Consider the following 13,613-nt stretch of genomic DNA (forward strand, 5'->3'; position numbering starts at 1 on the left):
GGCTGGCTTGCCACAATTTAAGCGCGGGATGATACCTGAATTATCCCTGATTGCCAGTGAAACAGGCCGTCGGGGCCTGAACCGCCAGTCAGTCGCGGCAGAGAAAGCGCCGGGACTGGCGCTCGCCGGGTAACCATGACCTGAAAGAATTAGTTAAAAATAATAACCGAATGATTTATGACCCTGGACAAAATAAAACCGCGACGCAGGGGCAATAATACCTTTCGGGTTAAAGAGGAGGCTATTATGGAGCAATTACTGGAGAGATTTTTAGAATATGTTCAGATAGATACTCAATCAAAAATACAATGCCGGGCCGTTCAGGTCCCCAGCAGTGAAGGGCAATGGTTGCTGGCCACGGTGCTCAAAGCTCAGCTGGAGTCACTGGGCTGTGTTGATATTAGTTTAAGTGAGCACTGCTGTCTGATGGCGACATTGCCGGCGAATACCACGGCAAAGGCCCCGGTGATCGGATTTATTGCGCATCTGGATACCGCGCCGGATTTTACCGGCAAACATGTCCATCCTCTGCTGGTGGAAAACTATCGTGGCGGTGATATTGCGCTGGGAATAGGGGATGAGGTGCTGTCGCCGGTACTGATGCCGGTATTGCATGAACTGCATGGCCATACACTGATCACGACGGACGGCAAGACCCTGTTAGGTGCCGATGATAAAGCCGGGATCGCAGCCATCATGACAGCACTGGCAAGGCTGAAGTCCCGTCCTCACGGGAAAATTCGGGTGGCATTCACCCCGGATGAAGAAACCGGGGCCGGGGCACCGTTATTTGATATTCAGGCCTTCGGTGCAGACTGGGCCTATACGGTCGATGGCGGCGGTTTGGGTGAATTTGAATATGAAAATTTTAACGCGGCCGATGCGGTGATCCGTATCAACGGACAGAGTGCGCATACGGGATATGCTAAAGGGAAGCTTATAAATTCTCTGGAACTGGCCTGGGCATTTCACCGTCAGTTACCGCAGGATGAGAAGCCGGAGAAGACAGAAGGAGATGCAGGGTTCTGGCATCTTCACTCACTCAAAGGGAATGCGCTGAAAGCGGAAATACATTATCTGATCCGCGATTTTGACGACCATCATTTCGCCGCACGCCAACAGACACTGGAAGCCATTGCTGAAGAGATGAATCAGACTTATGGCGGAAAAGCGACAGTTTCGGTCGTTTTTCATGAGAGCTACCGCAATATGCGCAGTAAAATAGAAGCGCATCCACAGGTGATTGAGCTGGTCCTGCGGGCGATGGACAAGAATGGTATCCGGCCGAAAATAAAGCCTATCCGTGGCGGGACGGATGGTGCATTCCTTTCCTGGCGGGGATTGCCTTGCCCGAATCTGTTTACCGGTGGATTTAACTTCCACAGTAAATATGAGTTTGCATCACTTGATATTATGGAGCAAAGCGTGGAGCTGATCGCCAGCATCGCGGAGCTGGCCTGCGAGGGTGAGGCCGCAACACTCCATAAAGGTGCGGTTGCGGCCACCGGGCGCGGTTATTCTTCCTCGTCGCCAAAATACCAGTAACCGCAATTCACCAGGCCGGCCAGCTGGCTCAGGAACGCAGGATCATCCAGCGCATCCCCGAAGTCAGCAACTCCCAGCGAGGGCTTGTTAGCCAGTGCGTGTAAGGCATCAGGCCAGGCACTACTCAGGCTCTCGCCATTAATAAAGACGGTATCATTGTACTCTAACACCCGTAACCCGCCGAGACGGGTAAGCGGTTCACCCTGCTGCAATGCCTCCAGCACTTCATCCGGCTGGTAGGGCGGTTCAGGCGGGGCAACATCCAGTTCATGACGTGACTGGGAAATAAACTCCCCGAACCACTGGCTGAACGTGGCCGGCTCATTGATCAAATCCGTCATCATCTGACGAATACGGTCAGTTTCACTGCTCAGAACCTGTGAGGGATTCTCGCGCAGTGGCAGGTCCGGGTCACTGTAACGGTGTGTCCCCAGCTCATTTGCCAGCATGTAATCGGCAAAGCTGCTCAGCAGTTCTTTACCTGACGGCGCACGGAACCCGACCGAATAATTCAGGGCATTTTCCAGTGAATAGCCTTCATGCGGAAATCCTGGCGGGATATAGACAATATCACCAGGTTCCAGCACTTCATCAATAATGGCCTCAAAGGGTTTCACCTGTAACAGGTCCGGATGAGGACAATGCTGCTCCATCCGGACATTATTACCGACCCGCCAGCGACGGCGGCCGCTGCCCTGAATGATAAAAACATCATACTGGTCCAGATGCGGGCCGACTCCGCCCCCGGGGACAGAAAAAGAGATCATCAGGTCATCCATACGCCAGTCAGACAGGGCGCGGAAAGGTGCCATCAGTGCGGCAGACGGGGCATGCCAGTGGTTGACGGCCTGAACCAGTAATGACCAGTGGGTTTCTCCAAGATGGTCAAAACTTTCAAACGGGCCGTGGCTGACCTGCCATTTATCACCTTCCTGTGAAACCAGGCGGCTGTCGGTTTCGTTTTCCATCGCCAGACCGGCCAGTTCATCGGGGGTGATGGGATCCGTAAACCCGGCGAATCCCTGCCGGATAACGACCGGTTTTTTCTGCCAGTAAGTCGCCAGAAATTCCGGCCAGTTAATTGAAAGTGAGTAGTCCATAGACGCCTGCTGTTGTTCTGAAGTAATTTCGCCAGTATACCAGCCCGCGGAGGGTTACGTCCGGCCAATTTACATCTGCTGGAGCCGGAAAATCACTTCCATACGTGTCCCCCCAAGGTGGCTGCTATGGGCAATAATATCGCCCTGATAGCGCTCCACAATTTCCCGAGCGACTGCCAGCCCGATCCCCTGGCCGGGCCGCAGCGTATCTGCCCGCTGGCCGCGCCGGAAAATCAGGTAACGCTTACTGTCAGGGATCCCGGGGCCATCGTCATCGATAAACAGATGTAATGCGGTGTCGGTCTGGCGGGCCGTGATTTCGATAAATTCCAGGCAATACTTACAGGCGTTATCCAGCAGATTCCCCATCACTTCCATAAAGTCATTCTGGTCTCCGCAGAAGGTGATCTCCGGTGAAATATCCAGCGTCAGGTCGACCCCTTTACGTTTATAAACTTTATTTAAAGCAGAACAGAGACTGTCAGACAGTGCCGATACGGAATGCAGATCACGCTGCAGCGGATTATGGTCTGCCTGCAGGCTGGCCCGGTGCAGATAGTAGCCGATCTGCTGCGAGATACGGCTGATTTGCTCAAGCATTACCGGTTCGGCTTCTTCAACACTGATAGCCGCGCCGCCCCGCAAAGAACGCAGTGTACTCTGCAGGACGGCGAGGGGGGTTTTCAGACTGTGAGTCAGGTCGGATAAGGTATTGTGGTAGCGCAGCCCCTGCTGACGTTCATTATTCAGCAAAAGATTAAGATTACGTACCAGACTGCGCAGTTCCTGTGGGGGAGTCGGGTCAAGACTTTCCCTCTGACTGGTCTCCAGCTCATGGATCTGCGCGGCCAGATGGCCGATAGGCCGCAGGCTCCAGCGTGCAGCCAGCCACAGCAGGGGGATCACTAACAGTAAATTGGCGGCCAGCACATAACTGAACCACATCCACACCACATTAGAGTGCTGCAGCTCCTGGGGAATAGAGTCCACGACGACGATAGTCAGGGCTGGCAGGCTGGGAGTTGCATCGTACCGGCTGACCGCCACGGAGTGGGTAAAGGTCTCGTCGCTATCGAGCTGACTCATCTTCTGTCTGGCTTCCCGGTTATCCCCGATGGCTTCCAGACTGGTGCGGTTATTGGTATCTATTTCATAGAAATCACTCTTCATCAGCCAGCCGGGGCGGATTTCAGAACGGATTTCCGGGACATCGCGGAGTTGCCAGAGCAGTCGCCCATGTTCATCATAGATAAACACCAGTGTCGGAAAATTCAGTTTGATCCGCTCAGGTTTGGCGATAGTCAGTTTATTATCCTGCCACTGAGCCAGCGTAAAAAAGAGGTTACTTTCACCGCGCATGACACGGTAGGTATTGTTATCGAAACCGATGGCATAACCGAAAACGGCCACCACACCATAAGACAGCGAAAGGAACAGCACAAGTACAGAGGCTGCCAGCAAAAAACGCACCCGCAGTGAAAGGGGTGCCCGCCTGGACAGCCTCGGCAGCCAGTGTTTACCGGCACTCAAAACGATAGCCCTGGCTGCGGACGGTCGTGATCACTTCACCGTCGTGCAGTTGCTGGATTTTCTTACGCAGGCGTCCCATTAGTACATCGATAGTATGGCTTTCCCGCAGTTCGGCATCGGGATAGAGCTGTAGCATCAGCGATTCTTTACTGACCACTTTACCGGCATTACGGATGAGCATTTCGACAATAGTATATTCGAACACCGTCAGGCGAACGGTCTGACCGCTGATGGTGAGTTCCTTGCGGGATAAATCAACCTGAAACGGCCCGTATTCAATCAGTTGCGAAGCATGACCACTGTTACGACGCATCAGTGCCTGCAGGCGGGCCGCGACTTCTTCAATATGAAAGGGTTTGGTCACATAATCATCAGCACCGGCTTCCAGTGCCTCTACTTTTGCCTGCCAGCCTTCGCGGGCAGTCAGCACCAGGATAGGCTGTTTCACTGCCTGCATCCGCCATCGCCGGATAAGGCTCATACCATCCTCCCCGGGCAGGCCCAGGTCGATTAGCGCCACATCGGGTTCATGTTCTGTCAGAAAATAATCGGCTTCACGGGCATCTTCTGCCACATCCACCTGGTGGCCCATATCCCGTAGCTGTACAGCCAGGTGATGACGTAATAACGCATTATCTTCAATAACCAGCACACGCATAATAACAACCTCAAAGGCAGGCAGGAAAAACTATGGGGGGATTATACGTGAAATGAAGTAAACAGGGGATTAACGCAGACCGGAAACTCCGGCCTGCGCAACAGACTTATTTCAGAGAATCCACCAGTTTCACGGCGTGGCCGATATAGTTGGCAGGTGTCATGGCTTTCAGACGGGTTTTTTCGTCTTCCGGCAGCGGCAGGTTATCGATAAACTCCTGCATCCCTTTTGCATCCACGCGGCGGCCGCGGGTCAGTTCTTTCAGTTTTTCGTACGGTTTTTCGATACCGTAACGGCGCATCACGGTCTGTACCGGTTCGGCCAGCACTTCCCAGTTACGGTCCAGCTCTTCCAGCAGACGGTCTGCATTCACTTCCAGTTTGGAAATGCCTTTCAGCGTTGACTGATAAGCAATAACCGCATAGCCGATACCCACACCCAGATTCCGCAGTACAGTCGAGTCGGTCAGGTCACGCTGCCAGCGGGATACCGGCAGTTTCGCGGCCAGATGCTGTAAGACCGCATTAGACAGGCCCAGGTTACCTTCGGAGTTTTCGAAGTCGATAGGGTTAACTTTGTGCGGCATGGTCGAAGACCCGATTTCACCGGCAATGGTTTTCTGTTTAAAGTGATTCAGCGCGACATAGCCCCAGATATCACGATCGAAATCGATCAGGATGGTGTTAAAACGCGCGACACAATCGAACAGCTCCGCGATGTAATCATGAGGTTCAATCTGCGTGGTATAAGGATTCCAGCGGATACCCAGCGAAGTGACAAACTCTTCGCTCAGACGATGCCAGTCCACTTCCGGGTAAGCGGCCAGGTGAGCGTTATAGTTACCTACGGCACCGTTGATTTTACCCAGCACTTCCACCTGCTCTAACTGGCGGACCTGGCGGGCCATACGGTAAGCAACGTTCGCCATCTCTTTACCCATCGTCGACGGGGAAGCCGGCTGACCATGGGTACGGGAAAGCAGAGGCAGATCACGGTATTCTTCGGCCAGACCTTCGATAGCCTGTGTCAGTTGTTTCCAGTACGGCAGGATCACTTCACGACGTGCTGTTTCCAGCATCAGGGCGTGAGACAGGTTATTGATATCTTCAGAGGTACAGGCGAAGTGAATAAATTCAGAAACCGCATGCAGTGCAGGCACCGCTTCGACTTTTTCTTTCAGAAAATATTCCACGGCTTTGACATCGTGGTTAGTGGTGCGCTCAATTGTTTTGATACGCGCCGCATCTTCTTCGCTGAAATTGTCGACAATCTGGTCAAGGAAAGCGTTTGCGTTGGCGTCAAATGCAGGAACTTCCCTGACTTCTGCGGTTGAGGCCAGCTTCTGTAGCCAGCGAACTTCAACCTGAACACGGAACTTCAGTAAACCAAATTCACTGAAAATTGCGCGCAGCGGGCTGACTTTTTCCCCATAGCGTCCGTCAACAGGGGAAACGGCGGTCAGTGCAGATAATTCCATCAGTGCAACTCCTGAATTATTGTAAAAGCAGTAAGGCTGTCGCCGTTAAACGCCGGGCGACAAACGGGATAAAATGAGTTTAGCTTCGTCTACGATCCGTGACCGGCTGAACATCAGGTGCAGGCGTCCGCCCCCGACTTGCTGCCAGAGCACGGCGGCACGGATACCGGTCAGCAGGGCCGCGCGAATTTTACTTTGTACCAGAGAATTCTGCAGGATAGCCGACGAGCCTGTGACCTGGATCCGCGGTCCGACAGGGCTTATCACATCCACATAAATCCCTGCAATGGCAGCGGTGATCGTCTCTGACTCCAGCTCATAAAACTGTAATTGCCGGTCGAGCTTCGCAATACGCTCGCTCAGTTCTGCCATGGCTTTGCTGTTTTTATGCAGCTTACGCTCCAGCATCAGCAGGCTAAGGGTATAACGGGTAATTTCTGCGCCAGCACCCTGACGGGAAGGATTATGAAGCACGGCGATTAAGGACTCCAGCCCGAAACGCAGGTTCGACTCATCATTACCATACACGGTCAGTGTATCGGCAGGGTTGAGATCCAGCAGACTGCGGAGGGAAACCTCAAAAACATCCTGCGGGCAATGGCCCTGATGGGCCAGTTGCTGTGCCAGATGTGCTGCCTGACAAACCCCGGCCAGTGCCAGGGTAATATCATAAATATTTTTCGCCACTGCGCCTCCGGGGGCTATTGTGCTATCGGCAGCGGCAGGCGTTGCTCGATGACGCCTCCACCCAGACAAACATCGCCCAGATAAAAGACTGCGGACTGACCCGGGGTAACTGCGGCAACAGGCGCATCGAAACGAACGTCTATTCTGTCATCGGACAGCGGAGTGACGGTGCACGGAATATCGGTCTGACGGTAGCGGGTCTTAACGGTACACCGCAGTGGTTCGGTCACCGGCTGACGGTCGACCCAGTCCAGTTGCTGAGCAATCAGGCCCACAGACATCAGTCGCGGATGTTCAGCGCCCTGAGCAACGATAAGACGGTTACCGGCCACATCTTTATCCACCACATACCATGGATTATCATTACTGTCTTTCAGGCCACCGATCCCCAGTCCTTTACGTTGCCCCAGGGTGTGATACATCAGCCCCTGGTGTTCGCCTAATACCTGTCCGTCGGTGCTTTCTATCACCCCGGGCTGTGCCGGAAGATAGCGGGCCAGGAAGTCGCGGAACTTGCGCTCACCGATAAAGCAGATGCCGGTGGAATCTTTTTTACGCGCCGTGACCAGGTCCAGTTCTTCCGCGATGCGGCGGACTTCCGGTTTTTCCAGCTCACCGACCGGGAACAGGCTTTGTGCAACCTGCTGGTGGCTCAGGGTATACAGGAAATAGCTCTGGTCTTTATTGCTGTCCAGGCCACGCAGTAACTGGCTTTTACCGTCTTTATCCTGGCGGCGGACATAATGCCCGGTGGCTATCAGATCGGCACCCAAATCTTCGGCGGCAAACTCCAGGAATGCTTTGAATTTGATCTCTTTGTTGCAGAGAATATCAGGGTTAGGGGTACGGCCTGCTTTGTATTCTTCCAGGAAATGTTCAAACACATTGTCCCAGTATTCAGCGGCAAAATTAATCTTATGCAGCCGGATCCCCAGTTTATCGCAAACCGCTTGTGCGTCAGCCAGATCGTCGGCTGCGGTACAGTACTCTTCTCCGTCATCTTCTTCCCAGTTCTTCATGAACAGGCCTTCAACCTGGTAGCCTTGCTGCAGCAGTAACCAGGCAGAAACAGAGGAATCAACGCCGCCGGACATCCCGACGATTACTTTTTTTTGACTATTGTCAGACATGACCTACTCACACAAGACGCATTTAAGAAAAACTGGCGGCACATTCTACCATGATGCCTGCGGTTACGCATCCCCGGAGGAAGGCCAATTGAACGCGCAGACAAGGCTGAGCGGATAACGTTCGCCCTGCTGCCAGAGACGGACACTCTCTGCAACCAGCACCGAACGCAGGTTCTTTGCCTGCAGGATGTCCCCGGGCGACAGCCAGTGACAGCGGGTGATATCGCTGTCCTGCGGGGCGGTTTCCGCACAAAAGGGGAGGTCGAGGCCGAAAAGAAAGCGGATAAAAGGCGTCTTATCCGGGGCGATCCATTGATGAACCCCGAGAAAATAGTGCGGTTCTGCCTTCAGACCGGTTTCTTCATACAGTTCCCGGCAGGCTGCCTGTAACAGAGTTTCATCCGCTTCCAGGTGCCCGGCGGGCTGGTTAAGCGTTGGCTTGCCGTTAACGTCTTCCTCAACGACCAGTAACTGACCTTCGGCATGGACAAGGCAGGCAACGGTGATATGCGGACTGAACATAATGACCTCCGGTTTAAAGTGACCGACCCCGGCAACCGGTACCGGGCAGAATGGTCAGCTTACACCGCGGGGGATACTTCACGCCAGTCACCGTTCCCGAGATTATCGAGGGTATAACTGCCGATGGCATAGCGGATCAATCGCAAGGTCGGAAAGCCGATAAAGGCAGTCATCCGACGCACCTGCCGGTTACGTCCTTCATGAAGAACAATTTTCAGCCATTGGGTCGGGATAGATTTACGTTCACGGATCGGTGGCTGACGGGGCCAGAGCCACGCCGGTTCAGAGACTTTTTCGACGCCGGCCGGTAACGTCAGGCCATCTTTTAACACCACACCGTCCCGAAGACGCTGCAGAGCCGCTTCGTCAGGTTCACCTTCCACCTGAACGTAATAAATTTTTGCGGTGCGTTTTCCCGGTTGTGTCATCCGGGCTTGCAGTTTGCCATCGTTGGTCAGCAGTAACAGCCCTTCGCTGTCCCGATCCAGACGGCCGGCAGCATAAACCCCGGCCACGGGGATAAACGCTTTTAATGTCTGACGGCCACCTTCATCTGTAAATTGCGGCAGGACATCAAACGGCTTGTTAAACAGTATCACTCTGCGGGGGGCAGACTCTTTGGTCACGGCAGCAGGACGCCGTGGGCGTCGCGCGGGTCGGGATTTATTTTGCATAATCTTACTTCTTTAGGGGCGTCGCGGCAGTATAGCCTGAACTGCAAGGGCAGACACCAGCAGAAAGCACAGGAGACGGGCGCAGGGAGAATAACTGCTGGTTTTTCGAGCACTTACTCTGAGCCGTATTTCCGCGGCAGACATCACACATCGGGCGGGTGAATCCGACGCGATGTGAATAAAAGACTTATCAGCGACCACTTTTTGGGGTAATACTCTTGGTATGCGTGACACAGGAAAGCGTCCGACAGGTTCGGTTTTTTTGCATGCTATTGCCGGAGAATTGCAGTAATATTTCCCGGCGCATTACAAATCATTAACATAAAATCGCTCGAAGGAGAGGTTGATGGAAAGCAAAGTTGTCATTCCGGCGGAAGGTCAGAAAATCACCCTGCAGCAGGGTAAACTGGTTGTTCCTGAAAACCCGGTGATCCCTTACATCGAAGGGGACGGAATTGGTGTTGATGTTTCTCCGGTAATGTTAAAAGTCGTTGATGCCGCGGTAGAGAAAGCCTACCAGGGCAAACGTAAGATTTCATGGCTGGAAATCTACACCGGTGAAAAATCCGTTGAGCTGTATGGCCCGGATGTCTGGTTGCCACAGGAAACCCTGGACCTGATCAAAGAATACCGCGTTGCCATTAAAGGCCCATTGACCACTCCTGTAGGCGGCGGTATCCGTTCTCTGAACGTGGCACTGCGTCAGCAACTCGATTTGTACATCTGTCTGCGTCCTGTCCGCTACTACCGCGGGACCCCAAGCCCGGTAAAACGTCCTGAAGATACTGATATGGTCATCTTCCGTGAGAACTCTGAAGATATCTATGCCGGTATCGAATGGAAAGCCGGCAGCGCAGAAGCAGATAAAGTGATCAACTTCCTGCGTGAAGAAATGGGTGTGAAGAAGATCCGTTTCCCTGAGCAGTGTGGTATCGGGGTCAAACCGTGTTCTGAAGAAGGTACCAAGCGACTGGTGCGTGCAGCGGTGGAATACACCATTACTAATAACCGCGACTCCCTGACGCTGGTTCACAAAGGCAACATTATGAAATTCACCGAAGGTGCTTTCAAAGACTGGGGCTACCAGTTAGTGAAAGAAGAATTCGGCGGTGAATTGCTGGATGGCGGCCCGTGGATGACCTTTAAAAACCCGAACACCGGCAAAGACATTATTGTCAAAGACGTTATCGCCGATGCCTTCCTGCAACAGATCCTGCTGCGTCCGGCAGAATATGATGTGATTGCCTGTATGAACCTGAACGGCGACTACATTTCAGATGCGCTGGCAGCACAGGTGGGCGGGATTGGTATTGCTCCGGGAGCGAACATCGGTGATGAATGTGCACTGTTTGAAGCCACCCACGGAACCGCACCAAAATATGCCGGCCAGGATAAAGTTAACCCTGGCTCAGTGATCCTTTCCGCAGAAATGATGCTGCGTCACATGGGCTGGACCGAAGCGGCCGATTTAATCATTAAAGGTATGGAAGGTGCCATCGCGGCCAAAACCGTTACCTACGATTTCGAACGTCTGATGGACGGCGCTAAGCTGCTGAAATCCTCAGAGTTTGGTGATGCGATCATCAGCCATATGTAATCCGGCCACACCGCCGATACATAAGAACGGGTTCTGAAAAGAGCCCGTTTTTTTTGCCCTCAACACTTTCCCCAAAATTCTCCCCAAAACTTTTCCCCAAAACCCCCCGACCTACAGCCCGAATTCCATCAGCATTCCTTACTTTTTAATACCAAAATATGGTCATTTGGGTTGGATGATGACGGATGACTTCTATATGTGAATGGTGCTTTTTGCAGGGATGCTTACAATAGCTTCAGGGCAGAGGGGTTAATCATATAACCAGCGCCCGACCTTTGCTGATTCGATAAGCATGCCGATAGTGAAGTCCGGGACAAGGATGGGTGAAGTCTTTTTGAAAGGATTCCATGATATGGGTCCCGCAGGGTAGTAAGTTTCAATCCTGAAATTGCCACGTGCGACATTGAATTTTTGGAAAAAGTCATTCATAAGATCTTCAACTTCAAATTCGTCAATGCTTAAATCGGTATCCAGATCAGTTTCAGGCGTTAGCTCTACCTTTTTTAGATTAAATAGATAAGTGCCGGCATAAGGCCTCACCAACTCATAAACTCTGTGCTCAATACTTACGTCTACCATAATTTATCACCACCCCGGGCTATGATGTTGTAGTCTCGTAAGGTGCGGTAGGTAATTTGTGTTACATCAGAGGCAAGAATGATCACACCAAACACAGGAATTGAGCGACCAATAAAGGGTGCAATATTACGGACCATCACCCGACGAGCAGTTAACGGTGTGTAACCGCCAAGCCAGGTAGGTAATGAAATACCTAAAGGGAATTTAGTTTTTCCGAATAAAGCTCTTGCTCCGATTGATGCATAAGATGTCCCTTTGGTCGTGTTGGCTAATTTACCTCTGGTGCTTATATTGTTTCTCCCTGAGGCAATAGCGACAATTGCACCGAAATCAGCGATACCGATACCGAACTGACCTGCTGTATTTTCACAGAAAATCATAAACAGAAGTTCAGAAGCAGTCAGATTTGATTTTCCTGCATAAAAATACGTCCCATTAAGTTGTTCAACCGTATCCATAGGGTCTCCTTGTTTTCACAGGTCAGATTCACCTTACGAAAAGATTAAATTTTGTACAATAGTTGTTTTTACAGTGTTAAATACAAAATTCTCATCCGCCTCACAAGTATCATCTTTCTGCTTCAGACCGATATGGGGAAATAGCCATAACAGTAATCTTCGGTGTCACGTGGATCACAGTCCCAGGTCCGACAGGCCCGGGTGCTCATCCGGACGACGTCCCAACGGCCAGAAATACTTGCGCTCACTCTCTTTGATGGGCATGTCGTTTATACATGCGAAGCGACGCTTCATCAGACCATCAGCCGCAAACTCCCAGTTTTCGTTTCCGTAAGAGCGGAACCAGTTACCAGAGTCATCGTGCCACTCATATGCGTAGCGAACTGCTATACAGTTACCGCTAAACGCCCACAGCTCTTTAATAAGGCGATACTCATGTTCTTTCTTCCATTTACGGTCAAGAAATTCTTGTGCCTCTTGACGATTATTCACGAACTCAGCACGGTTTCGCCATTTGGTATCCGGCGAGTAAGCCGATGCGACTTTTACAGCATCGCGGGTGTTCCAGCCATCTTCAGCTAGTCGGACTTTCTCAAGGGCTGTTTCCTGAGTAAAAGGAGGAAATGGTGGGCGTACTTTTGAATCAGTCATGATGAAATTCCTGAATTTTATTTAAATATAATATATATGTTCGAAATACTGACCTCAGGAAGAGGCCCGTTCCAGCAAAAGCTTAGCAATATCCCTGGCGTTGTCGGCTGCACTTCCGTCACCCATGACATATGCTGTGGTGATAGCCCCCTCTATCAGAATAAGTAACTGTCTGGCCAAAACCATTGGGTGTTCTGCGTTCAGCTGTCCGGCAAGTTCAAAGGAATAATCCAGTAATTTTTGCTTATGTATTTTTGCTATTTGCCGAATAGGGTCATCAGGGTCCCCAATTTCTCCGGCCGTATTGATAAACGCACAGCCACGGAAACCATCGGACTCAAACCAGCGTTTCAGGACAATAAACATGTTCAGGATGCGATCCTGAGCAGTTTTTCCCTTATCAGACTCAGCCTTGAACCAATGTATCCAGCGTTCGTGGCGTCTGTTCAGCGCTGCAGCGGCTACGTCTCCCTTGTTCGAAAAATGGTGATAAATACTTTTCCTTGCAACGCCAGAGGTCTTAACCAGAAGGTCCATGCCTGTTGCATAAATACCGTTCTCATAGATGAGTAGCTCAGCGGTCTGCAGAATTTTTTGCTTAGTATTACTTGTGTTCATTTTCATATTTAAATAGTAGAACGACCATTCTACCTGGTCAATTTTTCTGAATGGAAGATTCAGGGCATTACCTCCCGGGCTAAATTGAGCTAACAAGTCTGATTTTCAGATATCAGAAACAGAAGTAATACGACATTTCAGGAGGAGGGCATGAGGGCGTATAAACATCCCTGTGAAAAGCCTGCGGATATGCAGCAGACCCGGTGAGTTGGTGGCTGATTTCTTTATGGGATCCGGTTCAACGATTAAAGCGGCATTACACTGCGGTCGCCGGGCATCAGGGCTGGAACCCGGGAGTGAACGATTCGATATTACAGTCCATGAGATGCGGAAAATGAGTCCAGTCTCCTGAGAACACCAAACCGGCTTATCAGAAAGTAGTAACCA

15 protein-coding genes and 1 pseudogene are annotated in these 13,613 nt (G+C 51.6%); 4 read left to right on the forward strand and 12 right to left on the reverse strand.

The window, feature by feature from the left end; all coding sequences use genetic code 11:
* Positions 1-7: 7 nt before the first annotated feature.
* Positions 8-133, forward strand: a complete 126-nt coding sequence (locus tag CG67_RS18640) for a hypothetical protein (protein ID WP_256360142.1) — start codon at positions 8-10, stop codon at positions 131-133.
* A 113-nt stretch (positions 134-246) separates the two neighbouring features.
* Positions 247-1,545 carry a peptidase T gene (pepT, locus tag CG67_RS04540; protein ID WP_025901796.1) on the forward strand — a complete coding sequence of 433 codons (1,299 nt, stop codon included), beginning with the start codon at positions 247-249 and terminating at the stop codon, positions 1,543-1,545.
* On the opposite strand, the gene CG67_RS04545 is transcribed toward pepT, so the two are convergent.
* The 8 genes from CG67_RS04545 to rluE form a co-directional block, all read right to left on the reverse strand.
* Entirely contained in the window at positions 1,515-2,645 is a 1,131-nt protein-coding gene (locus CG67_RS04545) for a cupin domain-containing protein (RefSeq protein WP_025901797.1), read from the reverse strand. The genes pepT and CG67_RS04545 overlap by 31 nt on opposite strands.
* Before the next feature lie 69 nt (positions 2,646-2,714).
* On the reverse strand, positions 2,715-4,154 hold the full coding sequence (gene phoQ / locus CG67_RS04550; protein WP_025901798.1) for a two-component system sensor histidine kinase PhoQ: 1,440 nt from the start codon (positions 4,152-4,154) through the stop codon (positions 2,715-2,717).
* A gap of 7 nt (positions 4,155-4,161) precedes the next feature.
* Positions 4,162-4,833 (reverse strand): two-component system response regulator PhoP, encoded by a 672-nt coding sequence (gene phoP, locus CG67_RS04555; RefSeq protein WP_025901799.1) that lies wholly within the window; start codon positions 4,831-4,833, stop codon positions 4,162-4,164.
* 106 nt (positions 4,834-4,939) lie between these two features.
* The gene (purB, locus tag CG67_RS04560; RefSeq protein WP_025901800.1) at positions 4,940-6,310 is read right to left on the reverse strand and encodes an adenylosuccinate lyase; all 1,371 of its coding nucleotides are present in this window, start codon (positions 6,308-6,310) and stop codon (positions 4,940-4,942) included.
* Between the two features lie 45 nt (positions 6,311-6,355).
* Positions 6,356-6,997, reverse strand: a complete 642-nt coding sequence (gene hflD / locus CG67_RS04565) for a high frequency lysogenization protein HflD (RefSeq protein WP_025901801.1) — start codon at positions 6,995-6,997, stop codon at positions 6,356-6,358.
* A gap of 14 nt (positions 6,998-7,011) precedes the next feature.
* A complete protein-coding gene (mnmA, locus tag CG67_RS04570; RefSeq protein WP_025901802.1) occupies positions 7,012-8,127 on the reverse strand; it encodes a tRNA 2-thiouridine(34) synthase MnmA in 1,116 nt (371 codons plus the stop codon).
* Between the two features lie 63 nt (positions 8,128-8,190).
* On the reverse strand, positions 8,191-8,649 hold the full coding sequence (locus tag CG67_RS04575) for an NUDIX domain-containing protein (RefSeq protein WP_025901803.1): 459 nt from the start codon (positions 8,647-8,649) through the stop codon (positions 8,191-8,193).
* Positions 8,650-8,708: 59 nt separating this feature from the next.
* A complete protein-coding gene (gene rluE, locus CG67_RS04580) occupies positions 8,709-9,323 on the reverse strand; it encodes a 23S rRNA pseudouridine(2457) synthase RluE (protein WP_025901804.1) in 615 nt (204 codons plus the stop codon).
* 346 nt (positions 9,324-9,669) lie between these two features.
* Here rluE and icd point away from each other — a divergent pair, with 346 nt between their 5' ends.
* Entirely contained in the window at positions 9,670-10,920 is a 1,251-nt protein-coding gene (gene icd, locus CG67_RS04585; protein ID WP_025901805.1) for an NADP-dependent isocitrate dehydrogenase, read from the forward strand.
* A 249-nt stretch (positions 10,921-11,169) separates the two neighbouring features.
* Here the strand turns inward: icd and CG67_RS04590 are convergent, their stop codons facing one another.
* From CG67_RS04590 to CG67_RS04605, 4 genes are all read right to left on the reverse strand, one after another.
* Positions 11,170-11,499 (reverse strand): DUF1493 family protein, encoded by a 330-nt coding sequence (locus CG67_RS04590; protein ID WP_025901806.1) that lies wholly within the window; start codon positions 11,497-11,499, stop codon positions 11,170-11,172.
* Positions 11,493-11,957: an STM2901 family protein gene (locus CG67_RS04595; RefSeq protein ID WP_025901807.1), complete on the reverse strand. Its 465-nt coding sequence runs from the start codon at positions 11,955-11,957 to the stop codon at positions 11,493-11,495. Before CG67_RS04595 ends, CG67_RS04590 begins: the two co-directional genes overlap by 7 nt.
* Positions 11,958-12,131: 174 nt before the next feature.
* Positions 12,132-12,608, reverse strand: coding sequence for a DUF1348 family protein (locus tag CG67_RS04600; RefSeq protein ID WP_025901808.1), 477 nt, complete (start codon positions 12,606-12,608; stop codon positions 12,132-12,134).
* Positions 12,609-12,662: 54 nt separating this feature from the next.
* Positions 12,663-13,232 carry a TetR/AcrR family transcriptional regulator gene (locus tag CG67_RS04605; protein WP_025901809.1) on the reverse strand — a complete coding sequence of 190 codons (570 nt, stop codon included), beginning with the start codon at positions 13,230-13,232 and terminating at the stop codon, positions 12,663-12,665.
* A gap of 156 nt (positions 13,233-13,388) precedes the next feature.
* Here CG67_RS04605 and CG67_RS18015 point away from each other — a divergent pair.
* Positions 13,389-13,578, forward strand: a pseudogene (locus tag CG67_RS18015) (DNA methyltransferase); the annotation flags it as partial.
* Positions 13,579-13,613: the final 35 nt, after the last annotated feature.

Origin of the sequence: Tatumella sp. UCD-D_suzukii, assembly GCF_000611875.2 — a bacterium.
Lineage (GTDB): Bacteria > Pseudomonadota > Gammaproteobacteria > Enterobacterales > Enterobacteriaceae > Tatumella > Tatumella ptyseos.

What these genes read in the sequence shown, in the direction of transcription:
- CG67_RS04605 (WP_025901809.1), bottom strand. Translation starts at nt 13,232, where the DNA reads ATGAAAATGAACACAAGTAATACTAAGCAAAAAATTCTGCAGACCGCT.
- mnmA (WP_025901802.1), bottom strand. Translation starts at nt 8,127, where the DNA reads ATGTCTGACAATAGTCAAAAAAAAGTAATCGTCGGGATGTCCGGCGGC.
- CG67_RS04600 (WP_025901808.1), bottom strand. Translation starts at nt 12,608, where the DNA reads ATGACTGATTCAAAAGTACGCCCACCATTTCCTCCTTTTACTCAGGAA.
- icd (WP_025901805.1), top strand. Translation starts at nt 9,670, where the DNA reads ATGGAAAGCAAAGTTGTCATTCCGGCGGAAGGTCAGAAAATCACCCTG.
- rluE (WP_025901804.1), bottom strand. Translation starts at nt 9,323, where the DNA reads ATGCAAAATAAATCCCGACCCGCGCGACGCCCACGGCGTCCTGCTGCC.
- purB (WP_025901800.1), bottom strand. Translation starts at nt 6,310, where the DNA reads ATGGAATTATCTGCACTGACCGCCGTTTCCCCTGTTGACGGACGCTAT.
- CG67_RS04595 (WP_025901807.1), bottom strand. Translation starts at nt 11,957, where the DNA reads ATGGATACGGTTGAACAACTTAATGGGACGTATTTTTATGCAGGAAAA.
- CG67_RS04590 (WP_025901806.1), bottom strand. Translation starts at nt 11,499, where the DNA reads ATGGTAGACGTAAGTATTGAGCACAGAGTTTATGAGTTGGTGAGGCCT.
- phoP (WP_025901799.1), bottom strand. Translation starts at nt 4,833, where the DNA reads ATGCGTGTGCTGGTTATTGAAGATAATGCGTTATTACGTCATCACCTG.
- CG67_RS04545 (WP_025901797.1), bottom strand. Translation starts at nt 2,645, where the DNA reads ATGGACTACTCACTTTCAATTAACTGGCCGGAATTTCTGGCGACTTAC.
- CG67_RS04575 (WP_025901803.1), bottom strand. Translation starts at nt 8,649, where the DNA reads ATGTTCAGTCCGCATATCACCGTTGCCTGCCTTGTCCATGCCGAAGGT.
- pepT (WP_025901796.1), top strand. Translation starts at nt 247, where the DNA reads ATGGAGCAATTACTGGAGAGATTTTTAGAATATGTTCAGATAGATACT.